We start from the raw sequence: 23,629 nt of genomic DNA on the forward strand, positions 1-23,629 counted from the left end.
TTGGCTGACCTATACTATGAATGGATATGATAGAGTAATTTGTTACTTTGTTCCCTGTTAAGAAAAGGAAAAGCGTGATTATAATAGAAAACGATTACTTTAGATGGAGGAACAGCAATGAAAAAAGCATTATTCATTTTGTTTGTGCTAACGATTGGATTTGCGCTTTCTGCGTGCAGCCAGTCCAGTGATGCGTCAGCTGAGCAAAAGACAGAAAAGAAAGAAGCAACAGCAATGGAAAAGAAAACAGAGGAAAAAGAAATCAAAACGGATGAAAAAGTGCATAAAGTAGGCGAAACTTTTAAAGCTTCCAGCACAAATTTCTCGGTCAATAAAGTATATACGACGGCAGAACAAGGCGAGTATAAGACAAAAATTGGCGACAAAGAAAAAACAATAAATAATAATGAAGAATTTTTAATAGCTGAGGTAACGATCGAAAATACAAGCGACAAGTCTTTCAATTATACGAGTGGCGGTTTTGAATTGAAAGACAGCAAAGATCAATCGATCAGAGCCAACATAGTATCTACTGCTGACCTGAAAACAAGCCTTAAATCAGGAAAGTTAGCCTCGGGTAAAAAGGTAACAGGCACAGTCAGTTTCGTGATTCCAAAAGGAGAAAAAAACCTTAATCTGTCATATAATCCATCATTTTTAAATTTTGAAACAGAGGATATTACATATTTTGTAAAACTGAATTAAGGTATCTTTTGAGCATGTCACCGGAAAATCGGAGCATGCTTCTTTTATTTTAAAAGAGATTGATAGTATAAAATGGTAGTGAGGTGATCAATTATGCAAACCAAATGGCTAGAACGTGCACAGCGGATTCGGGCAATCGCACAAGCGGGGCTGGCTTTTTCCAAGGATGTGTATGACAGGGAAAGGTACGAAGAGCTGATGAAGCTCAGCGTAGAGATGATGGCGGATTACTCTCAGACGGAAATTGAAGTTATCACTGATTTATGGAAGGGCGAGATAGGCTATCCGACACCGAAAGCGGATGTTCGCGGAGCAGTATTTCGAGAGAATCAGATTTTGCTTGTTCGGGAGAAGCATGATGAGCTGTGGTCACTGCCGGGCGGGTTTTGCGAGATTGGTTTATCACCGGCTGAAAACGTGATCAAAGAAATCAAAGAAGAGTCGGGTTACGATACTGAACCGTCCCGATTGCTGGCCGTGCTAGACAGCCATAAGCACCCTCATCCGCCTCAGCCATATCATTACTATAAGATATTCATTGAATGCAGCATAACAGGCGGGCAGGGGGAAACAGGAATTGAGACGAACCATACCGCTTTTTTTCCGGAAGACAGGCTCCCGCCGCTTTCTCCAAAACGAAACACACCTTCACAGCTCAGCATGCTGTTTGACTTTTTGCGCCATCCAGAAAAGAATACGATATGTGACTAAACAAAGAAAGAGCCCGGAAGGCTCTTTCTTTTTTATAGCGCAATATGTTTTTCATTGGCGAGTTTCAGAAGGGTCAAAATAGAATCGGCTTGTTTATGGCCGAGTTTTTGCTTTAATTTGTTTTCTTCAACTAATCGGCTGCCGTAAATCTCGACAGAGGCTTTGTCAACGACAGTATGCCAGTTTTCCTGCTTTTTTCCCTCAACAAGCGGTTTTTCATGTCTCTCAGAAAAAGAGAACACAAACAATACAAATGCAAGTGAAAGTAGGATGCCGACAACTTGTTTTTTGAAATCAGTCTGTGCTGCCATGTTGTTCTCTCCTTCACCTTTTACCTTTTATTTAATCATAGAATCAGCTTGCTTTATATAATGGAAAAGTCATTTTTTTAGGTTAGTGCTATTGGTTGGAAATAGGGGTATTTTCTGATTGGAGCGGTGCAATTGAATGCATATTGGATTTGCGTGCTTATGCCTAAGGTCACGTTGTGAGCCAAAACAGCAGTGCAGAATAGAAAAAAATTGAAAGATTATGGTAAGATGAACGAAATTCGAGGGGGAATATATGATGCCTGCATCGAACATCGTGATCGCCTGCCTGCTGTTATCAATTTGATTATATTTGGTAGTCCCTCTCTTTTTCGAAAGCGGGAGGTGAAATGGAACCGTCAATTGCTGAATTCTTTCAAGGGGAGTGACAATGCATGAATGTGTTAAACCGCCGGCAAGCCTTGCAGCGAGCGTTGCTCAATGGAAAAAACAAACAGGATGCTTATCATCCGTTTCCATGGTACGAATCGATGAGAAAGGATGCGCCTGTTTCCTTTGATGAAGAAAACCAAGTGTGGAGCGTTTTTCTTTATGATGATGTCAAAAAAGTCATTGGGGATAAAGAGCTGTTTTCCAGTTATATGCCGCAGCAGTCGAGTTCTATTGGAAATTCCATCATTAACATGGACCCACCGAGGCATACGCAAATCCGTTCTGTAGTGAATAAAGCCTTCACGCCGCGTGTGATGAAACAATGGGAACCGAGAATTCAGGAAATCACAGATGAACTGATTCAAAAATTTCAGGGGCGAAGGGAGTTTGACATTGTTCACGATTTTTCATATCCGTTACCGGTTATCGTGATATCTGAGCTGCTCGGAGTGCCTTCGGAGCATATGGATCAGTTTAAAACATGGTCTGATCTTCTGGTCAGCACGCCGAAGGATAAAAGTGAAGAAGCTGAAAAAGCTTTTTTAGAAGAACGAAACAAGTGCGAGGAAGAACTGGCCGTGTTTTTTGCCAACATCATTGAAGAAAAGCGGAACAAACCGGCACAGGACATCATTTCAATTTTAGTGGAAGCGGAAGAAACAGGCGAGAAGCTGTCCGGAGAAGAGCTGGTTCCGTTTTGCACGCTGCTGCTGGTGGCTGGGAATGAAACCACGACAAACCTGATTTCAAATGCGATGTACAGCATATTAGAAACTCCGGATGTGTATGATGAACTTCGCAGCCATCCTGAACTAGTGCCTCAGGCTGTTGAGGAGGCCCTGCGTTTCAGGGCGCCTGCACCGGTTTTGAGGCGAATTGCCAAACGGGATACGGAGATCGGGGGACACCTCATTAAAGAAGGTGATATGGTTCTGGCTTTTGTGGCATCTGCAAATCGTGATGAAACGAAGTTTGACAGGGCACACCTGTTTGATATTCACCGCCATCCTAATCCGCATATCGCGTTTGGACACGGCATCCATTTTTGTCTTGGGGCACCGCTTGCCCGTCTTGAAGCAAAGATCGCGTTAACGTCTTTGATTTCTGCTTTTCCTCATATGGAAAGCGTCAGTATCACTCCGATTGAAAACAGCGTGATATACGGATTAAAGAGCTTCCGTGTGAAAATTTAATAGATAAGGAGACTGGAGATTCATGAAAAAGCACCATATTTCGATGATCAATATCCCGGCGTACGGGCATGTCAATCCTACGCTTGCATTAGTGGAAAAGCTTTGTGAGAAAGGGCATCGTGTCACGTATGCGACGACTGAGGAGTTTGCGCCCGCTGTTCAGCAAGCCGGTGGAGAAGCATTGATCTATCATACATCCTTGAATATTGATCCTAAGCAAATCAGGGAGATGATGGAAAAGAATGACGCGACGCTCAGTCTTTTGAAAGAATCACTCAGCATTCTGCCGCAGCTTGAGGATTTATATAAGGATGATCAGCCTGATCTGATCATTTATGATTTTGTCGCGCTGGCTGGAAAATTGTTTGCTGACAAGCTTAATGTGCCGGTCATTAAGCTCTGTTCGTCATATGCCCAAAATGAATCCTTTCAGCTCGGAAATGAAGACATGCTGAAAAAAATAAGAGAAGCAGAGGCTGAATTTAAAGCTTACTTGGAGCAAGAGCAATTGCCGGCTGTTTCATTTGAACAATTAGCTGTGCCGGAAGCATTAAATATTGTCTTTATGCCGAAATCCTTTCAGATTCAGCATGAGACGTTCGATGACCGTTTCTGTTTTGTCGGCCCTTCCCTTGGAAAACGAACGGAACAAGATAGTTTGAAAATTGAAAAGGGTGATCACCCGCTTATGCTGATTTCATTGGGAACGGCGTTTAACGCCTGGCCGGAATTTTACAAGATGTGCATCGAGGCATTTCGAGGTTCTTCATGGCAAGTGATCATGTCCGTCGGGAAAACGATTGATCCTGAAGGCTTGGATGATATCCCTGCTAACTTTACCATTCGCCAAAGTGTGCCCCAGCTTGAGGTATTGGCGAAAGCCGATTTGTTTATTTCTCATGGCGGAATGAACAGTACGATGGAAGCGATGAATGCCGGTGTGCCGCTTGTCGTCATTCCGCAAATGTATGAGCAGGAGCTCACTGCTAAGCGTGTCGATGAATTAGGCCTTGGTGTTTATTTGCCGAAAGAGGACGTTAGTGTTTCCAAGCTACAGGAAGCAGTGCAGGCCGTATCCAATGATCAAGAGGTGCTCAGCCGCGTCAAGAATATGCAAAAGGATGTAAAAGAAGCAGGCGGAGCGGAGCGTGCAGCAGCTGAGATTGAAGCGTTTATGAAAAAATCCGCTGTACCGCAATAAATCACAAAAACCGAAATCAAAAATTAGATTTCGGTTTTTTGTTAAATATTTTTTTTCATCCCGCATCTCCGGCATTCTCTAAGAAATTTTCCGCCTTTTACAGAGCTTTTGAACAGTGTGTAATCACAGTTATCGCAGCGCCCGCTGCGGACGTCCGGATATTCATTGAATTCGTAAACGATCGATGTATCGTAGCCTTTTGTTTCATATTCTTCTTTTTTTGTTTCCATGGCGATCCCCCGTTAGCAAACGTATCTGCTGTCTATATTACAGCAAGCTTCAGGTGTATTCAAATGGATTTTAGAGGCTTGGGTTTATCTTGATTTCTCCCTTGGTTTGCGCCACAATAGCTTTATTAAACTTGTATACATAAAAAGCCTATGCAAAGAGGAGAGAAACGGGTATGGGAAAAGGGTTACATGGAAAGCGCGTGGCAATCGGGGGCTCCCGAAAAACGGAAGAAATCAGCACGATTATTGAAAAACAGGGCGGAACTCCTGTCATCCGGCCTCTCCAAGGCACGGTTTACTTAGCAGAGAAGCAGGTGGAGCCGGATTTGCGGACGTTTGTGGAGGAAAAAGCTGACTGGGTCATTTTCACGACAGGCATCGGCACGGAGACTCTTGTCGATATGGCAGAGAAAATCGGTCTGAAAGATGAGTTTCTGCAGGCCATTCGCCAAGCGAAAGCGGCATGCCGAGGATACAAAACGCTGGCTGCGCTGAAAAAGCTTGGGATCACCCCGGAAGCTTCGGATGAAGACGGGACAACAAGAGGTTTAATCCGTTCCTTGGAACCTCACGACTTTTCAGGAAAAACAGTCATGGTGCAGCTTCATGGAGAAAAAGCACCGGTCCTCATGGCATTTCTTGAAGAAAAGGGCGCGTCTGTCCTGCCGATTCTGCCTTATCAGCACATCCCGCCAGAGGAGGAAACGGTGGAGCGGTTATGCCGGGAGCTGATGAACGGTGAGATCGACGCCGTTTGTTTTACAACGGCAATTCAGGTTCGTTCCCTGTTTGATTTTGCCAAGGGGCACGGCTATATTGATGAAGTGAAGGCTGTATTCGAAGAGCGCGCCATCGCTGCGGCTGTCGGAAAAGTGACTGCTGAAGCACTTCGGGAAGAAGGCATCACGAGACTGCTTGCGCCGGAGATTGAGCGGATGGGCGCGATGATTGTTGAGCTGTCCAAGTATTATGAAGAAAAGGAATAACCAGTACAAAAAGCCGCTTTCCAAGGGAAAAGCGGCTTTTGTCTGTCATCCATTCTGTTTCAGTTGCTGATGCGCGGTGAATAATGTCGGGTATGTCAGCACGCTTAAAATCACACATGTCAGCGCCGCTGACGCCATCGTTGTAAACACGATTAAGAGCTGAAAGCGAACCGCCTGAATCGGGTCCGCGCCCGCTAAAATCTGGCCTGTCATCATGCCTGGAAGCTGAACAAGCCCCAGTGTTTTCTGGCTTTCCAGCGTCGGGATCATACTCATTTTCATCGCAGAAGTAAGAATACGCTGTATAGATTGCTTCGGTGTGCCTCCAAGAGACAATATTAATTGAATTTCTTCTTTGCGAACTTCGACTTCTGAGCTGAGCCGGTTTAAAAACAGACTCGAGAGCACCATTGAATTTCCGATGACCATTCCGCTGATCGGAATGACATATCGGGCCGTAAGCGGGATGATATGAAGAGACAGCAGAATTCCCTGCGTTACAATTTCTACAATCGCTAACGCGGCGAACACTCTCCAAAACGAGCCGATTGTATTTTTCTTTCGTTTGATGACATTTTGCGCCGCCACTGCCAGCATTAACAGCACCATCAGCAGGATAAAAACGGGATGGTCTCCGCGGAAAATCAGCGACAGTACATAACCGATGATAAGCAGCTGTACCGCGGCCCGGATGGTGGCGATGATCATGTCTTTTTCTACGCCTGCTTTAAAGGATTTTGATAAAAACAAGGCGATCAAAACAAAGATCATCGTTAAAGAGAGGGAAAGGTAATCCATTACCGAGTGCCTCCCTTCAAAAAGTCTCTCGCTGCTTCATGTTGCGGATTGGAGAAAAATGTTTCGGTTGCTGCAGTTTCCAGAAGCCGTCCATCCGCCATAAACCAAATGGTATCGGCAACTCGTTTTGCCTGCTCCATATTATGAGTCACCCACATGACCGTCCATTTTTTCTCTTGATGCTGACGTTTGATCAGCTTTTCAATTTCAAGAGCAGAAACCGGGTCCAAGGCCGACGTGATTTCGTCTAATAATAGAATAGAGGAAGGATTTGCGAGCGTTCTGGCTAGTGACAGCCTTTGCCGCTGTCCGCCCGATAAGTCCTTGGCGCTTCTGTCTAACAGCTCTGGCGGGAGCCCTGTAAGAGAAGCGAGCTCTTCAGGGGAGTACAGCTGTGATTGGTGAAGCCTTTGGACCAGACTTAGATTATCACGCACTGTCCCGTCGAGGACGGGCGCCGATTGAAATGCGAGGGCTGCCGTTCGCCTCAGCTCATTGACATTCCATTCTCGGACTTCCTTTCCGTATATATTTACTTCGCCGCTGTCAGGCGTTCTCATTAAATTGCACATGGACAGGAGGGTGCTTTTGCCTGAACCGGAAGGACCTAAAACGGCCACGATTGTGCCCTGTTGAATGTCTCCGGTGACATCCTGCAATACATCATAGGTTTGTCCGTCTTGTTCATAGCTTTTTTTGACTGATCTGAAGGAGATGGCTGGTTTGTATTGTGTTTGATTGTTTGCTTCCATTACAATAATCACCTTTCAGTAAAGTAGGCTTATACTATATTTAACTATAACGTGAAACAGATGCCTTTTGGTAGCAAAAATAAAGGAGAACAGGCTTTCACCCGTTCTCCGGCAGATGCTACGCGGTCAGATTTGACCGTGTTTTCTTTTTCGGTTTTCCCGGCTGTGAAGCGAAGGTATGTAACACCATCCCCGCTATAATAATGAATAAACCGGCAAATGATAAAAGAGATGGGAAAACGCCTGACAGCAGAACAATTTCACCAAGCAGCGCGAAAATCACTTCACCGGATTGAGTTGCTTCAACGGCTGCGAGTTTTTGCGGATTGTCTCTTACCATATCAGTGGCCCAGAAAAATAAAACGGTCGCAATGATGCCTGAGCTGACGGCCACGATAAAGGATTGAACGGTTTGGCCAGCTGTCGGAAGGCCGTCTGACCACCAGCCGTAAGCTGCTACTATAAGCCAGAATGGAAGGCTAGCCAAGGTCATCCCCAGCACACGCTGAAATGTATCAAGCCGGCCCCCGTATTCTTCGAGCATTCTCCGGTTTCCTAGCGGATAAGCAAAAGCCGCAATGACAACCGGCAGCACACTGAAAAGCAGCATCTTCCCAGAAAGCGATTCTGCATGCTGAAGCTGTATCAGTGCCGCTCCGATCAGGATGATCACGGAAGTGCCAAGTGAAACAAGGGGAATCTTTTGCCGAACGAGCTGCGGCCCGTCCGGCATGTCTTTTTTGACATAGAAAAATGGAGATAACAGAACACCGGCTACAATTGTGATTTGCCAGGTCCCGGCTACGAGCCAACCTGGACCGTATGCAGCTGCAAATGTGATCGGCGCGTAAAAAAGCACGAAGCCGACAAAGCTCCATTTAATCCAAAAGAACGGCTTTTTCCGCATCTCTTGTAAGAGAGGGGCGAATGTCCCTCTCATGATGACTATCAAACATAAAAACGGAACCATAAAAATAAAGCGCAGCGAAGAGCTCCAAAGCCAGCTGCCTCCGGATAACTCCATCGCTCTGTTTAAAATAAAGGTAACGGCGAAAAAGAGTGAAGCCAATATTCCGATAACGATTGCTTTCATGATATCCCTCATTCTGGCATTATTTTTTTATACTATACTATTCGATATCGCACAGATCAATGGAGTCGTGAGAAAATAAGCATGTTTTGCGAACCGCTAAGTGTGGAAGACAAAAAATGGAGGTGAGATTGTTGGAAGCAAGGACACAGACGTACTTCTTTCAGGATGACGGCAGGATTCCGAATCACCCTGATTTTCCGCTTGTTGTGTATCAAAACGCACTCAAGGACACCGGTCAGGCAGAGCGGATCGTCAACCGGCATGGCTGGTCTAACAGCTGGTCAGGGAGTGTTTTTCCATACCATCATTATCACAGCAATACGCATGAAGTCCTGATTGCAGTTAGGGGAGAGGCTGTGATTCAATTTGGGGGAGAAAAAGGGGCCGCCATTCCTTTCAAATCCGGCGACGCAGTCGTGATTCCAGCTGGAGTCGGCCATAAAAAGCTAAGCTCAAGCGCCGATTTTACCGTCGTTGGCGCCTATCCGGGAGGCGTTCATTATGATATGAAGACGGGAGAGCCGAATGAATGGGAGGAAGCGATGAAACAGATCAAGCAGGTGTCATTGCCGGCGAAAGATCCGATCACAGGAAAAAGAGAACCTCTATTGGGAATATGGGTAAAGTGAAGGGGAGAAAATTGCTGGGTTGTCAATAACTAGTGTCGCAGAAATGTTATGACATGGGCTCCATATAAATTAATTTCATAATCGAAGCAATTCACGTTCAAATTTTGTTCAAAAAGTGTTATCATATAGAAGGTAATCGAATTGGAGTTTTTTGTGTTTGCTATTTTCAGAGAGAGTAAAGGATTTTTGACTTATTCAATTGTTTATTTTTGAGATAAAAATAATACTGAATATGGCAAGATGAAAAACTGGGTAGTAAACATTTATTTTTGTAAATGATTGTGCATGAATTCACAATCCTTATTCTTATGCTTTCATGCATGAGACCAGGGAGAGGCACTACCCTTTCCAAAAAAATCTGCAAACTGCTTATAGTAAAGGAGAATTGGATATGCCAGAAACAATCGATCAAACAAATGCGTCTGTCAGCCAAAGCCAGCAAGATCTTATTGATCAGCTGTTAAAGCCGGAAGTTCAAGAATCACTGACCGTTTTAGTTGACCAGCTTCCGAAGCTGACTGAGTTAGTGAATATTTTAACGAAGTCTTATGATTTCGCTCAGTCTGTAGCAACTGACGAAGTGCTAAAAAGCGACACTGTCGGTGCTATCACTGAAATTCTTGAGCCTGTAAAAGAAACAGCGAAAGAAGTAGCTGCGACTGCAATCGAAGCGAAAGACCGCGCGGATGCAAGCAACGAAACGATTGGTCTTTTCGGCCTGTTGCGCATGCTGAAAGATCCTCAAGCTCAAAAGCTGTTCCGTTTTGCTAACAGCTACCTTGAAGTCATGAACGAACGCGAAAACCAAAAATAATCTCAGATTCAAATTGATATAAAGGACGGAGGATATACGATGTCAAAACATATTGTCATTCTAGGCGCTGGTTATGGCGGAGTTCTTTCTGCTCTAACAGTTCGCAAACATTACACAAAAGAACAAGCACGCGTGACTGTGGTAAACAAATACCCAACTCACCAAATCATTACGGAATTACACCGTCTTGCAGCAGGCAACGTGTCTGAAAAAGCGGTTGCAATGCCATTAGAAAAACTTTTTAAAGGCAAAGACATTGATCTTAAAATCGCGGAAGTAAGCTCTTTCTCTGTTGATAAAAAAGAAGTTGCGCTTGCTGACGGTTCTACATTATCTTACGATGCGCTTGTTGTAGGTCTTGGTTCTGTAACAGCTTACTTCGGCATCCCAGGTCTTGAAGAAAACAGCATGGTATTGAAATCTGCTGCTGATGCGAACAAAGTCTTCCAACATGTTGAAGATCGTGTGCGCGAGTACTCTCAAACGAAAAACGAAGCTGATGCAACAATCCTTATCGGCGGAGGCGGCTTAACAGGTGTTGAGCTTGTCGGTGAGCTTGCTGATATCATGCCGAACCTTGCGAAAAAATACGGCGTAGACCATAAAGAAATCAAATTGAAACTGGTTGAAGCAGGTCCGAAAATCCTTCCTGTTCTTCCGGATGATCTTATCGAACGTGCGACTGCAAGCCTTGAAAAACGCGGCGTTGAGTTCTTAACAGGTCTTCCTGTTACAAATGTAGAAGGAAACGTGATTGATCTGAAAGACGGATCTAAAGTTGTTGCCAACACATTTGTTTGGACTGGCGGCGTACAAGGTAACCCATTGGTCGGTGAATCAGGTCTTGAAGTGAATCGCGGACGCGCGACAGTAAATGACTTCCTGCAATCTACATCTCATGAAGATGTATTTGTTGCCGGTGACAGCGCAGTTTACTTCGCTCCAGACGGCCGTCCATACCCGCCAACTGCACAAATCGCATGGCAAATGGGTGAGCTGATCGGTTACAACCTATTCGCTTACTTAGAAGGCAAAACGCTTGAAACATTCAAGCCAGTAAACTCTGGTACACTTGCAAGCCTCGGACGCAAAGACGCGGTTGCCATCATTGGTGCTAATTCTACACCGCTTAAAGGTCTTCCTGCTTCCTTGATGAAAGAAGCAAGTAACGTACGCTACTTAACACACATTAAAGGACTTTTCAGCCTGGCTTACTAATCCTTTTTGTGGACTCGGACATTGCCAAAAGCGTTCCTTTCGGGATGCTTTCCGGCAATGTCTTTTTTTGTTTTTTTGCTAACGTTAACATTTCATTTTCAAAAAAGAGATTGATCCTAGAGGAATATAAAGGTAAAATAAAATTAAATCAAAATGTTAACGTTAACATTTTGAAATAGAATGAAAGACGGTGAGGACATGGAACCCTTTATGGGCGAGAATTTTTTGCTGAAAAATGAAACCGCTGTCAGCCTCTATCACAATTATGCGAAAGACATGCCGATTATTGATTACCACTGCCACTTAAGCCCGAAAGAAATCTATGAAAATAAGACATTTCAAAACATCACGGAAGCTTGGCTGTATGGAGACCATTACAAATGGCGCATCATGAGAGCCAATGGGATTGAAGAGACATACATTACCGGCGAAGCGGCAGATGAGAAGAAATTTATGGCTTGGGCGAAAACCGTGCCGATGGCGATTGGCAATCCGCTCTACAATTGGACTCACTTAGAACTGCAGCGTTTTTTTGGCATTTATGAGATTTTAAATGAGCAATCCGCGCCGGCTATATGGAAACGGACGAATGAACTGCTTCAAGGAGAAGGCTTCGGGGCAAGGGATTTAATCGTAAAATCAAATGTAAAGGTCGTTTGCACAACTGATGATCCTGTCGATTCTCTTGAATACCATCTATTATTAAAAGAAGACAAAGATTTTCCTGTCAGCGTGCTGCCTGGATTTCGGCCGGATAAGGGACTTGAGATCAATCGTGAAGGCTTTCCTGATTGGGTGCAGGCACTTGAAGATGCCGCAGCCATATCGATTACAACCTACGATGAATTTCTAAAGGCACTGGAAAAACGGGTGCGATTCTTCCACTCAGCCGGCGGCAGAGTGTCTGATCACGCGATAGATTCGATGGTATTTGCCGAAACGACAAAAGAGGAAGCGGGACGGATTTTTTCTGACAGATTACAAGGAACAGAGGTTTCTTATGAAGATGAGAAGAAATTTAAGACGTATACGCTTCAGTTTCTTTGCGGTTTGTATGCGGAGCTCGATTGGGCGATGCAGTTTCATATCAACGCTTTAAGAAACACGAATACAAAAATGATGAAGAGACTTGGACCTGATACAGGCTATGATTCTATGAATGATGAAGAAATTGCTAAGCCTTTATACAAGCTGCTGAACTCAGTCGAGATGAAGAACAAGCTGCCGAAAACGATTTTATATTCACTTAATCCAAACGATAACTATGTCATCGCCAGCATGATCAACAGTTTTCAGGACGGTGTTACCCCGGGAAAAATACAATTCGGTACAGCATGGTGGTTTAACGATACAAAAGACGGGATGCTCGAGCAAATGAAAGCGTTGTCAAATGTCGGGCTTTTCAGCCGCTTTATCGGCATGCTCACCGATTCCAGAAGTTTTCTTTCCTATACGCGCCACGAATATTTCAGGCGGATCGTCTGCAATTTGATCGGGGAATGGGTGGAAAACGGCGAAGTGCCGCATGATATGGAGCTTCTGGGAAGCATTGTTCAGGGAATTTGCTATGACAATGCGAAACACTACTTTCAATTTCAAGAAGAGAAAGCAAACGTGTAACCAAATGTCCGCTCAGCAACACGATCATGCGTCATCCTGAGCGGACCACTACCCGAAAATTCTTAAGACACAGAGGTGGAAGATGCGAACTGAACTGGCAAATAAGGTTGTGTCGATCGAAACGGAGAAAAAGCTTTCGTTGAAAGAGAAAATTTCCTATGGATTTGGTGATTTTGGCAACGGTTTTATGTTTGATCTCGGCCAGATTTATTTATTAAAGTATTTTACTGATGTAGCGGGAATCCCGGCTGCGATGGCCGGCGGCATTTTTTTAGTCAGCAAGCTGTTTGCGGCGATAACAGATCCAATTGTCGGCTCATCTATTGATTATCGCAAAAATATCGGCAAACGGGGGAAATTCAGGCCTTATCTATTAATCGGCAGCATCGTGCTTGCGGTGCTTACTGTTCTTATTTTTCTGTCTCCCAATGTATCAACGACCGGAAAACTCATTTATGCATATGCATCCTATATGATTTGGGGCATCGGCTATTCATTTGTGAATATTCCGTATGGCTCATTAGGGGCAGCGATGACTCAAAATTCTGAGGATCGGACCTCTATTTCGACTTTCCGCCAAATCGGATCACTTGGGGCTTTGTTTATCACAAGTGTGGCCGTGATGCCGCTGCTCGTCAAGTTTGATAATCCGAAGGTCGGCTACCCGGTGGTCATGGGCTTGTTCGCCGCACTTGGTGTGATTTGGTTTTATATTTGCTACCGCAATTGCAAAGAGCGCATTGTCATATCGGAAGCGCCAAAAGAAAAATTAACACTCTCATCTGTCGTCAAAACATTTATCTCGAATAAACCGCTGTTAACCCTTGTCCTGATGACGATTTTTTCAATTTCCGCATACAACATTAAATCCGCCATGCTAGTCTATTTCGCACAATATAACCTGGGCAATGTTGAATTAATGGCTTATATGAACTTTATTATTATCGGTTCTTCCTTTTTGGGCGTCGTATTTCTGCCAAAGCTCGTCAAGATGTTTGGAAAGAAACGAACGGCAATGATCGGCTTCGGCATCAGTGTAGCCGCGGATCTCATCAACTTTATGCTGCCATCAAACGTTTATGTGTTTACGATTCTAGCCAGTATCGCCTTTATCGGAATCAGTATTCCAAATGGCATCACGTGGGCGCTTGTCTCCGATATTATTGACTATGGCGAATGGAAATCCGGTGAACGGAAAGAAGCAACGACATATTCACTTTTCAATTTCTCAAGAAAGCTTGCTCAGTCATTGTCCGGTTTTCTCTCGGGGATCGGTTTGGGGATTATCGGCTATGTGCCGAATGCAGTCCAGACAGCACAGGCGCTGATTGGCATCAAAGCGCTTCTGCTTCTGTATCCGGCCATTGCTTTGGCATTAGCGATGATCATTATCGGCTTTCTTTATAAACTCACAGACCAGCAGCATGCACAGATCGTTCAGGATCTTCATCAAAAGAGCTGACAACGTAATATAAAGAATATTTAAAATAATTTGTAAATATGATGTGTTTGTAAGGGTTTTCGCTTAGGGGTGCCCAAAGAACTGAAAAGAAAGAAAGGAGGCACTTTATTGAAAACGGTAACGATACCGGCTGAAGAAGCAAAGGAACTCGTTCGGGTCAAGCTGATCGGTGCCCATTTGAATGAACAAGATGCTGAAAAAGTAGCAGATGTCCTCGTGCACGCCGATTTACGCACTGTACATTCGCATGGGGTGCTGCGAACAGAGCACTATGTGAACAGGCTAAGGGCGGGAGGGATCAATCCCGAAGCACATCCTGATTTTAAAGAAACGGGGCCTGTGACCGGCGTGCTTGACGGAGATGATGGTTTCGGCCATGTAATTTGTGATATGGCGATGGACCGTGCAATTGACATGGCGAAGAAAAACGGAGTCGGCATGGTCACGGCCGTAAACAGCAGCCATTGCGGAGCGCTAAGCTATTTTGTGCAAAAAGCAGCTGAAGAAAAGCTGATCGGAATGGCAATGACACATACGGACAGTATCGTTGTTCCATTTGGGGGGAGGTCTCCTTTTTTAGGGACAAATCCGATTGCTTACGGTGTTCCGGCTAAGCATAAGAAACCGTTTATCTTAGATATGGCGACATCCAAAGTGGCCTTTGGGAAGATTTTGCAGGCCCGTGAAGAGGGCAAAGACATTCCTGAGGGATGGGGGGTTGATGAAAACGGAGAAGCAGTAACCGATCCTTACAAGGTCGTCTCACTTTCAACCTTCGGCGGCCCGAAAGGCTATGGACTATCTATTGTGGTAGATGTGTTTTCCGGATTGCTGGCGGGCGCGGCTTTTGGCCCTCATATCGCCAAAATGTACAGCGGCCTTGATCAAAAAAGAAAGCTGGGACATTACGTTTGCGCGATCAATCCGTCCTTTTTTACCGACCGGGATACGTTTTTAGAGCAGATGGATGCCATGCTCGATGAACTCCAGCAGTCACCGCCGGCTGCTGGAGTCGAGAGAGTGTATGTGCCCGGCGAGATCGAGCAGCTGCATGAAGAAAGAAATAAGGAACACGGAATATCAATTGCTCGGAGCGTGTATGAATTCTTAAAAAGCAGGTGAGAAAAATGAAAGCGGTTCAAGTGCGAAAAGCGTATGATCTGGTGACTGCGGAGATGAAGAAGCCGGTTCTTTCAAAGGATGATGAAGTGCTCGTGAAAGTCAAGCGAGTCGGGATTTGCGGCTCAGACATGCACATTTATCATGGCACGAATCCGCTCGCCACCCTCCCGAGAGTCATCGGACACGAGGTAACGGGACAAGTAGAGGAAGTTGGGGCGAATGTACAGAGCCTTAAAACCGGTGACCACGTTGTGATTGAGCCGATTTCTTATTGCGGAACGTGTTACGCCTGCCGCAAAGGGCGCCCGAATGTTTGTGCCAAGCTTTCTGTGTTTGGCGTACATGAGGATGGCGGCATGCGGGAATATGTTGTGCTTCCAGAAAGGCAGCTTCACGTTGTATCAAAGGACTTGCCTTGGGAAGAAGTGGTCATGGCCGAGCCTTACACGATAGGCGCCCAGGCAGTGTGGAGAGGCCAGGTGGAAAAAGGTGATACCGTTCTGATTCAGGGAGCGGGACCCATCGGGATCTGTGTGTTGAAAATGGCTAAGCTGGCGGGCGCTGCCGTCATGATGACTGACTTGAATAACGAGCGGCTGGCATTTGCGAAAGAAAACGGTGCCGACGCTGTCGTGAATGCCCAAACAGAAAATGTTGCTGAGCGGGTCCGGGAATGGACTGGGAATGAAGGAGCCAATGTGGTCATTGATGCGGTTTGTCTGCCGGCGACTTTTGAGCTTTCAGTTGAGGTCGTTTCTCCCGCGGGACATGTGGTTGTGCTTGGATTTGATGAAAAAGCGGCACAAATTTCTCAGCTGCCGATTACAAAAAAAGAAGTCACGATAACCGGATCGAGATTGCAGACCAATCAGTTTCCCAAGGTGGTAGAGCTTTTGAATAAAGGACGGTTAGCGCATAACGGGCTGGTGACCCATACATTTTCAGTAGATGACGTCCATCACGCATTTCAGTTTATCAAGGAGCATCCAGATCAGGTGCGAAAAGCCGTTATCACGTTTGATTAATCCACTGAATCCGGAGGTGTACACATGAATATGACATTTCGATGGTATGGCCGAGGCAACGATACAGTCACACTGGAACACGTGAAGCAAATTCCCGGAGTCAAAGGCATCGTCTGGGCTCTCCATCAAAAACCTGTCGGCGATGTATGGGAAAAAGAAGAAATCAGAGCCGAGACCGAATATATTCAATCCTATGGTTTTCATACTGAAGTTGTAGAAAGCGTGAATGTTCATGAAGCGATTAAACTCGGAAACGATGAACGAAGCCGATATATTGAAAACTACAAACAAACCATCCGCAATCTTGCCGAATTTGGCGTGAAAGTGATCTGCTATAATTTTATGCCGGTTTTTGATTGGACACGCACGGACATGTTTCGTCCACTGGAAGATGGATCAACCGCTCTGTTTTTTGAAAAGGCCAAGGTGGAGAGCCTTGAGCCCCAAGAGCTGATTCGGACGGTGGAGCAAGCATCTGACATGACACTGCCGGGGTGGGAGCCCGAAAAATTAGCTCGGATCAAAGAGCTGTTTGCAGCCTACAGAACGGTCGATGAAGAACAGCTATGGGACAATCTATCATTCTTTTTGCAGGAAATTCTTCCGGTTGCAGAAAGTCACGGTGTTCAAATGGCCCTTCATCCGGATGACCCGCCATGGCCGATCTTCGGGCTGCCGCGTATTATCACAGGGGAGGCAAGCTATAGGAGGCTAAGGGCGATATCGGATTCACCGTCTAATTGCATCACTCTTTGTACAGGTTCAATGGGAGCCAATCCCGCTAATGACATGGTGGAGATTGCTAAGACGTATGCCGGCATCGCTCCATTTTCACATATTCGCAATGTGAAAATTTTTGAGAATGGCGATTTTATTGAAACATCTCATCTGACGAAAGACGGTTCGATCAACATTCAAGGCGTGATGGAAGAACTGCATAAGCAGGATTACAAAGGATATGTCAGACCGGATCATGGGCGCCATCTTTGGGGCGAGCAATGCCGCCCGGGATATGGCCTATACGATCGGGCACTTGGCATCATGTATTTGAACGGGCTGTGGGACGCCTATGAAGCAATGGCAAAAAAAGAGGTGGAAGTATGATTCCGCTGCATGAGAACCTGGCTGGTAAAACGGCTGTCATCACTGGTGGCAGCGGCGTGCTTTGTTCAGCGATGGCCCGGGAGCTTACCCGCCATGGCATGAAGGTGGCGATATTGAATCGGACGGCTGAAAAAGGCCAAGCGGTCGTGAAGCAGATTATGGCGGCTGGCGGCACAGCTTGCTCTGTTTCTGCGGATGTGCTGGACAGGAGGTCACTTGTGCAGGCAAAGGAGGACATCCTCGGCCGATTTGGCTCTGTCGAACTGTTAATTAACGGGGCTGGCGGCAATCATCCTGACGCGATAACCGATGTGGAGACATATGTAGAAGCAGGAGAAGGCCAATCCTTTTTTGATATGGATGAGGGGGGCTTTTCAACTGTATTCTCTACCAACTTCACCGGTGCGTTTCTGGCCTCTCAAGTGTTTGGAAAAGAGCTGCTGAAGGCTGATTCACCGGCGATTATCAATCTATCTTCCATGAGTGCTTATTCACCTATGACGAAGGTTCCGGCATACAGTGCCGCCAAAGCATCGATCAATAACTTTACGATGTGGATGGCCGTTCATTTTGCTGAAACCGGACTGCGGGTCAATGCGATTGCCCCAGGCTTTTTTCTGACAAAACAAAATCATGATCTGCTGATCAATCGAGACGGAACCTTAACCGGACGTTCTAACAAAATTATTGCGGGAACACCGATGAAGCGTTTTGGAAAACCGGAGGACCTGCTCGGCACACTTCTTTGGCTGGCGGATGAATCCTATTCCGGTTTTGTCACCGGGGTCACTGTTCCTGTCGATGGAGGATTTATGGCTTATTCAGGCGTGTAACGAAAGCAGCGCAACAGAAGCTGAACCAACATAGGGGTGAGGTTGAGATGTTCTCAAAAGATAAGCTTCCCGTTATCCTTTTTTTGTTCCTGGCAGGAGTGATTAATTACCTGGATCGCTCGGCACTTTCCATTGCAGCTCCTTTTATTCAAGATGATCTCACATTATCTGCCACGCAAATGGGCTTGATTTTCAGCAGTTTTTCGATTGGTTATGCCATTTTTAACTTTCTTGGGGGCGTGGCATCTGACCGCTACGGGGCAAAGATGACCTTGTTTGTCGCCATGGTCGTTTGGTCGCTGTTCAGCGGAGCAGTCGCCCTCGCCTTTGGTTTTGTCAGCCTGCTGATTATACGCATCCTCTTCGGAATGGGAGAAGGCCCGCTGTCTGCGACCATCAACAAAATGGTGAATAACTGGTTCCCGCCGACCCAGCGGGCGTCTGTTGTCGGTGTGACCAACAGCGGAACGCCGCTCGGGGGAGCCATTTCCGGCCCGATCGTCGGCATGATCGCAATCGCGTTCAGCTGGAAGGTATCCTTCGTTCTCATTATGATTATTGGATTAATATGGGCAGTGCTCTGGTTCAAGTTTGTCAAAGAGAAGCCGCCAGTAGCGATGGGGGATGCACCGGCAATCAAAGCAGAAACGCCTCCTAGAGAAAAAATTCCGCTCACCTTTTACCTGAAGCAAAAAACAGTCCTGTTTACGGCGTTTGCTTTTTTCGCTTACAACTACATCCTCTTCTTCTTTTTGACGTGGTTTCCGAGCTACCTTGTTGAAGAGCGGGGACTAAGTGTTGAATCGATGAGTGTCATCACGGTCATTCCGTGGATTTTAGGCTTTATCGGCCTTGCAGCGGGGGGATTTGTTTCCGACTATGTGTACAAAAAAACAGCCCGAAAAGGTGTGCTGTTCTCGCGCAAGGTTGTGCTTGTCTCATGTTTGTTTTCCTCAGCGGTCCTGATTGGTTTGGCCGGGCTTGTGACAACTACTGCGAGCGCTGTCACACTTGTCGCTTTATCAGTGTTCTTTCTCTATTTGACAGGCGCTATCTATTGGGCTGTCATTCAAGATGTGGTTGATCAAAACAATGTCGGTTCTGTAGGCGGATTCATGCATTTCCTTGCTAACACGGCAGGAATTATAGGCCCGGCTTTAACCGGCTTTATTGTTGACCGAACGGGCACGTTTTCTGGAGCATTTTTGCTTGCCGGAGGGTTAGCTGTCTTTGCTTCACTAGCTGTTATTCGTTTTGTCCGTCCGATCATCGGCAAACCAGCAGGAACAGAAGCGGAGAATCCGGTGTCTTATTAATCTGGAAATATAGTGGGAGAGGCGGTATGTTTGATGATACAATATACAGTAACTAATCGCAGCCGGTATGATAAGGAAGGGAATTAGATGGTAACCATAAAAGATATCGCAAAACTCGCAAACGTATCCCACACAACCGTTTCCAGAGCACTCAACAACAGTCCTTACATCAAAGAACATACGAAGAAAAAAATACTAGAGCTCGCAGCACAGCTCAACTATACACCAAATGTAAACGCGAAAAGCCTGGCGATGCAAAAGTCACATACGATCGGGCTTTTCTTTACAAGCATCACAAACGGAACTTCACACAGCTTCTTTGCTGACACAATCAAAGGCGTAAATCAAGCCATAAGTGAGGATTACAATCTCTATGTCCGCGGCATCGATGATCTGAAAAACTATGACTCCGTTACGCCGATGAGATATGACGGCATCATTTTAATGAGCCAAAGTGACATTGATAATTCTTTTATTTATCATATTCGAGAAAAAAACATCCCGCTTGTGGTACTGAATCGCGATATTGATGACCGCAGCATCACGAATATTTTGTCCAATGACAAAGAAGGCTCTCAGGAAGCTGTAGAATACTTCATTAAGAACGGACATCAAGATATCGCCATCATCGAGGGAATCGAAGGCTTTAAATCCTCCCAGCAGCGTAAGGAAGGCTACTTAGCCGCACTGATTCATCATCATATTCCGATCAAACATGAATACAGTGTCAAAGGGCAATACGATATGGAAAGCGGCTTTCAAGCGATGGAGCGGCTGCTGGCACTGCCGAATCCTCCAACTGCTGTCTTTTGTTCGAATGATGACATGGCAATCGGAGCGATGAATGCGATATTCGCAAAGGGCCTGCGCGTCCCTGATGATATTTCAGTGATCGGTTTTGATGATATTGGATTTTCACAATACATTACGCCAAGGCTTTCAACAGTGAAGCGTCCAGTAGAGAAAATCAGCGTGCTTGGCGCGCAAAAACTATTGACGCTGATCAGCGAGCCGGAAACAAAAGCAGAAAAAATCTTGGAAAACACAGAATTCATGGTGCGTGATTCAGTCAGACGATTGACGACGTGATGGCCCGTTTTCAGCGGGCATTCTTTATACAGAAAAATGTTAACGTGTGCATAAATGAGAGAGGGAGGCAATGAAGATGCAGAAGCTAAATAAAAGTGTGTACGATCACTATACTCAGTATCCGGAAAAAATTCTCCAATTCGGAGAAGGGAACTTTCTTCGAGGATTTGTCGATTGGCAGATTGATCAATTGAATCAACACACTGATTTTAATGGGAGCGTCGCAGTTGTGCAGCCAAGAGGGTCAGAAAAAATCAAAAGGTTAAATCAGCAAGATGGTTTATACACGCTTTTTTTACAAGGAATGAAAAACGGAGAAGCGGTAAACGAGCATATGATTATCAACTCAATCAGCCGCGGAATTGATCTGTTTTCTGATTATGAAGCTTACAAAGAATTGGCTTCAAGTGAAGAGCTGCGGTTTATCATTTCCAACACCACTGAGGCCGGTATCGTATGTGATGAAAAAGATCGTTTAGAGGATAGGCCGCAAAAAACATTCCCTGGGAAATTAACGGCATTTCTCTACTTTCGCTATCAAGCTTTTAAAGGAGATCAGACTAAAGGCTGTGTCTTGATCCCATGTGAGCTGATCGAGAATAATGGCGAAAAGCTGAAGGAAACGATTCTTCATTATGCAGATCTATGGAAGCTGGAAGAAGGGTTTACACAGTGGATTCATGATGCCAACACGTTTTGTAATAGTTTAGTAGACCGCATTGTCCCGGGCTTTCCTGTCGACAGTATTGATGAGATTACTGGAGATCTGGGCTATCAAGATGAACTGATAGTTGTGGGAGAGCAGTATTATTTATGGGTTATCGAGGGGCCGGATTGGATTGGGGAAGAACTGCCCTTTGCAGCTGCCGGGCTCCATACAAAGATTGTCAGCGACCTGACACCTTACAGGATTAAAAAAGTGAGAATTTTAAATGGCGCTCATACGGCAATGACGCCAGTTGCTTTATTATACGGTTTAAAAACTGTGCGGGATGCTGTCGAGCATCCGGAAGTGGGGCAGTTTATTAGAGAGATGATCGGTGACGACATTCTTCCTGTTTTAAAAATGGAAGGGCTTTCTCAATATGCTGATGATGTGCTGAATCGTTTCAAAAACCCGTATATTAAGCATTACCTAGAAAGCATTGCATTGAACTCCGTTTCCAAATTCAAAACGAGAAACCTGCCGACCATTCAGGAATATGCTGAACAGAAGGGACAGCTTCCTGAACGCTTGGTGTTTTCTTTCAGCGCTCTTTTGTATTTTTATCAGGGAAACGAGAAATTGGAGGATGATCCGGCTGTTCTTCAATTTTTCAAAGAGGTGTGGCATCAGGAGAATCGAGACATGCTTCGTATCGCCTCAAGGGTGTTAGGCGAGGAGCGGCTGTGGGGGGCAGATCTGAACGAGATACCGAGGCTGACTGAGAGAGTCGCTGATTACTTGAATCATATTCATGAGCTGGGCATGCAGCGGGCTCTTGAACAATGCTGCACACAAAGGGGAGAGGTACGATGAAGTCATTTATAAAGATTCATAAACAAGATAATGTCCTTCTTGCTCTGCGGGATATTGAGAAGGGAGAGCGGCTGAATGCGGATGGCATGTCGATTGAAGTGAAGGATGATATAAAAAGAGGCCACAAGATTGCGCTTCAGCCTATCAAAGAAAACGACAGCATCATCAAATACGGGTTTCCAATCGGGCATGCATCACAAGATATATCCATCGGAGAGCATATTCATGTCCATAATACAAAAACAAACCTGTCTGATATCCAAACATACAGCTATACACCGAGATTTGATGAAAATCCGTACTCAAATGAGAACCGGACGTTTAAAGGATTTAAAAGAGAAAACGGAGCTGCCGGTGTACGCAATGAATTGTGGATTGTGCCAACTGTCGGCTGCGTCAATGGGATAGCTGAAAAAATGCTCCAGCGTTTTGTCAGAGAAACGGGGGATATCGCTCCATTCGATAACGTGCTCGTGTTAAAACACCAATACGGATGCTCGCAGCTTGGCGACGACCACGAAAATACGAAGCAAATCCTGCTGAATGCCATTCGCCATCCAAATGCCGGCGGTGTCTTGGTGTTAGGGCTTGGCTGTGAAAACAATGAGCTGGCAGGAATGAAGGAAGCACTGCAGGACGTGAACCTGAATCGGGTGAAATTTCTCGAATCCCAGTCTGTGACCGACGAAATGGAGGCAGGCGTTGCTTTGCTGAAGGAGATTCATGAAGCGGCCAAAGGGGATAGGCGAGAAGACATTCCGCTGTCCGAACTGAAAATCGGGCTGAAATGCGGAGGTTCGGACGGTTTTTCCGGTATAACGGCAAACCCGCTGCTTGGCCGTTTTTCAGATTATATCATCGCACAGGGAGGGAGCACGGTGCTGACGGAAGTCCCGGAAATGTTCGGTGCGGAAACCATCCTGATGCAGCGGGCTGCCAATGAAGAAGTGTTTCATAAGATTGTCCATTTAATCAATGATTTCAAACAATACTTTATAAAACATGATCAGCCGGTGTACGAAAATCCTTCACCGGGCAATAAAGCAGGAGGGATTTCTACGCTTGAGGATAAATCGCTGGGCTGCACGCAAAAAGCGGGGATTTCTCCTGTCGCGGATGTCTTGAAATACGGCGAAGTGCTCAAGACAAAAGGGCTGACGCTTTTGAGCGCGCCGGGCAATGATTTGATCGCTTCCTCCGCATTGGCGGCGGCGGGCTGCCAAATTGTCCTCTTTACAACGGGGAGAGGCACGCCGTTCGGCACCTTTGTCCCGACAGTGAAGGTAGCGACAAACACTCAGCTGTACGAGGCGAAACCGCATTGGATTGATTTTAACGCAGGTCTTTTAGCGGAGGATGATGTGCATGAGGAATTTGTGCTGCGGGAGTTTATCCACTATATGATTGAAGTGGCCAGCGGTCAGCTTGTGAACCATGAAAAAAATGATTTCAGAGAACTTGCCATTTTTAAATCGGGTGTGACGTTATAATGAAAAAGGCTATCCTCC

The 23,629-nt window shown here is 45.6% G+C and carries 23 protein-coding genes; 18 read left to right on the forward strand and 5 right to left on the reverse strand.

Going from position 1 to position 23,629, the window contains the following annotated elements; genetic code table 11:
• Positions 1–117 precede the first annotated feature (117 nt).
• Together RAC86_RS01090 and RAC86_RS01095 are read left to right on the forward strand one after the other, a co-directional pair.
• On the forward strand, positions 118–705 hold the full coding sequence (locus RAC86_RS01090; protein ID WP_072566122.1) for a DUF4352 domain-containing protein: 588 nt from the start codon (positions 118–120) through the stop codon (positions 703–705).
• A 93-nt stretch (positions 706–798) separates the two neighbouring features.
• Complete coding sequence (locus RAC86_RS01095; RefSeq protein WP_072182425.1) at positions 799–1,416, forward strand: NUDIX hydrolase; 618 nt, start codon at positions 799–801, stop codon at positions 1,414–1,416.
• Positions 1,417–1,448: 32 nt separating this feature from the next.
• Here the strand turns inward: RAC86_RS01095 and RAC86_RS01100 are convergent, their stop codons facing one another.
• Positions 1,449–1,727: a hypothetical protein gene (locus RAC86_RS01100; protein ID WP_061187251.1), complete on the reverse strand. Its 279-nt coding sequence runs from the start codon at positions 1,725–1,727 to the stop codon at positions 1,449–1,451.
• Between the two features lie 392 nt (positions 1,728–2,119).
• Here RAC86_RS01100 and yjiB point away from each other — a divergent pair, with 392 nt between their 5' ends.
• Both yjiB and RAC86_RS01110 read left to right on the forward strand, forming a co-directional pair.
• Positions 2,120–3,310, forward strand: a complete 1,191-nt coding sequence (yjiB, locus tag RAC86_RS01105) for a monooxygenase YjiB (RefSeq protein WP_014113436.1) — start codon at positions 2,120–2,122, stop codon at positions 3,308–3,310.
• Positions 3,311–3,332: 22 nt separating this feature from the next.
• Positions 3,333–4,511, forward strand: coding sequence for a glycosyltransferase (locus RAC86_RS01110; protein ID WP_014113437.1), 1,179 nt, complete (start codon positions 3,333–3,335; stop codon positions 4,509–4,511).
• Between the two features lie 41 nt (positions 4,512–4,552).
• Here RAC86_RS01110 and RAC86_RS01115 read toward each other — a convergent pair whose 3' ends face one another.
• Positions 4,553–4,741 carry a DUF8096 family protein gene (locus RAC86_RS01115; protein WP_014113438.1) on the reverse strand — a complete coding sequence of 63 codons (189 nt, stop codon included), beginning with the start codon at positions 4,739–4,741 and terminating at the stop codon, positions 4,553–4,555.
• 173 nt (positions 4,742–4,914) lie between these two features.
• Here RAC86_RS01115 and RAC86_RS01120 point away from each other — a divergent pair, with 173 nt between their 5' ends.
• On the forward strand, positions 4,915–5,727 hold the full coding sequence (locus RAC86_RS01120) for a uroporphyrinogen-III synthase (RefSeq protein ID WP_061187254.1): 813 nt from the start codon (positions 4,915–4,917) through the stop codon (positions 5,725–5,727).
• A 45-nt stretch (positions 5,728–5,772) separates the two neighbouring features.
• On the opposite strand, the gene RAC86_RS01125 is transcribed toward RAC86_RS01120, so the two are convergent.
• The 3 genes from RAC86_RS01125 to RAC86_RS01135 all read right to left on the reverse strand — a co-directional run bounded on the left by RAC86_RS01125 (position 5,773) and on the right by RAC86_RS01135 (position 8,370).
• Positions 5,773–6,525, reverse strand: a complete 753-nt coding sequence (locus tag RAC86_RS01125; RefSeq protein ID WP_061187255.1) for an ABC transporter permease — start codon at positions 6,523–6,525, stop codon at positions 5,773–5,775.
• Positions 6,525–7,277: an ABC transporter ATP-binding protein gene (locus tag RAC86_RS01130; RefSeq protein ID WP_061187256.1), complete on the reverse strand. Its 753-nt coding sequence runs from the start codon at positions 7,275–7,277 to the stop codon at positions 6,525–6,527. Before RAC86_RS01130 ends, RAC86_RS01125 begins: the two co-directional genes overlap by 1 nt.
• 118 nt (positions 7,278–7,395) lie before the next feature.
• The gene (locus RAC86_RS01135) at positions 7,396–8,370 is read right to left on the reverse strand and encodes a DMT family transporter (protein WP_072566123.1); all 975 of its coding nucleotides are present in this window, start codon (positions 8,368–8,370) and stop codon (positions 7,396–7,398) included.
• Between the two features lie 131 nt (positions 8,371–8,501).
• On the opposite strand from RAC86_RS01135, the gene RAC86_RS01140 reads away from it, so the two are divergent.
• From RAC86_RS01140 to RAC86_RS01200, 13 genes are all read left to right on the forward strand, one after another.
• Entirely contained in the window at positions 8,502–8,999 is a 498-nt protein-coding gene (locus tag RAC86_RS01140; RefSeq protein WP_014113443.1) for a cupin domain-containing protein, read from the forward strand.
• A gap of 391 nt (positions 9,000–9,390) precedes the next feature.
• Positions 9,391–9,813, forward strand: a complete 423-nt coding sequence (locus tag RAC86_RS01145) for a DUF1641 domain-containing protein (RefSeq protein ID WP_003239166.1) — start codon at positions 9,391–9,393, stop codon at positions 9,811–9,813.
• A gap of 39 nt (positions 9,814–9,852) precedes the next feature.
• Entirely contained in the window at positions 9,853–11,031 is a 1,179-nt protein-coding gene (locus RAC86_RS01150) for an NAD(P)/FAD-dependent oxidoreductase (RefSeq protein ID WP_003239165.1), read from the forward strand.
• 198 nt (positions 11,032–11,229) lie between these two features.
• Positions 11,230–12,651 (forward strand): glucuronate isomerase, encoded by a 1,422-nt coding sequence (gene uxaC, locus RAC86_RS01155; protein WP_072566834.1) that lies wholly within the window; start codon positions 11,230–11,232, stop codon positions 12,649–12,651.
• An 82-nt stretch (positions 12,652–12,733) separates the two neighbouring features.
• The gene (locus RAC86_RS01160; RefSeq protein ID WP_072566124.1) at positions 12,734–14,113 is read left to right on the forward strand and encodes an MFS transporter; all 1,380 of its coding nucleotides are present in this window, start codon (positions 12,734–12,736) and stop codon (positions 14,111–14,113) included.
• Between the two features lie 108 nt (positions 14,114–14,221).
• On the forward strand, positions 14,222–15,235 hold the full coding sequence (gene allD / locus RAC86_RS01165) for an ureidoglycolate dehydrogenase (protein ID WP_072566125.1): 1,014 nt from the start codon (positions 14,222–14,224) through the stop codon (positions 15,233–15,235).
• 5 nt (positions 15,236–15,240) lie between these two features.
• Positions 15,241–16,260, forward strand: a complete 1,020-nt coding sequence (locus RAC86_RS01170; protein ID WP_072566126.1) for a zinc-binding alcohol dehydrogenase family protein — start codon at positions 15,241–15,243, stop codon at positions 16,258–16,260.
• A gap of 24 nt (positions 16,261–16,284) precedes the next feature.
• Positions 16,285–17,364, forward strand: a complete 1,080-nt coding sequence (gene uxuA / locus RAC86_RS01175; protein ID WP_072566127.1) for a mannonate dehydratase — start codon at positions 16,285–16,287, stop codon at positions 17,362–17,364.
• Positions 17,361–18,197 (forward strand): SDR family oxidoreductase, encoded by an 837-nt coding sequence (locus RAC86_RS01180; RefSeq protein ID WP_072566128.1) that lies wholly within the window; start codon positions 17,361–17,363, stop codon positions 18,195–18,197. Before uxuA ends, RAC86_RS01180 begins: the two co-directional genes overlap by 4 nt.
• 47 nt (positions 18,198–18,244) lie before the next feature.
• Positions 18,245–19,513 (forward strand): MFS transporter, encoded by a 1,269-nt coding sequence (locus RAC86_RS01185; protein WP_072566129.1) that lies wholly within the window; start codon positions 18,245–18,247, stop codon positions 19,511–19,513.
• A gap of 87 nt (positions 19,514–19,600) precedes the next feature.
• Positions 19,601–20,602, forward strand: a complete 1,002-nt coding sequence (locus RAC86_RS01190) for a LacI family DNA-binding transcriptional regulator (protein ID WP_072566130.1) — start codon at positions 19,601–19,603, stop codon at positions 20,600–20,602.
• Positions 20,603–20,678: 76 nt separating this feature from the next.
• Entirely contained in the window at positions 20,679–22,121 is a 1,443-nt protein-coding gene (locus tag RAC86_RS01195; protein ID WP_072566131.1) for a tagaturonate reductase, read from the forward strand.
• On the forward strand, positions 22,118–23,611 hold the full coding sequence (locus RAC86_RS01200; RefSeq protein ID WP_072566132.1) for a UxaA family hydrolase: 1,494 nt from the start codon (positions 22,118–22,120) through the stop codon (positions 23,609–23,611). The genes RAC86_RS01195 and RAC86_RS01200 overlap by 4 nt, the downstream gene beginning before the upstream one ends.
• Positions 23,612–23,629: the final 18 nt, after the last annotated feature.

Source organism: Bacillus sp. LR_5, from assembly GCF_042709275.1.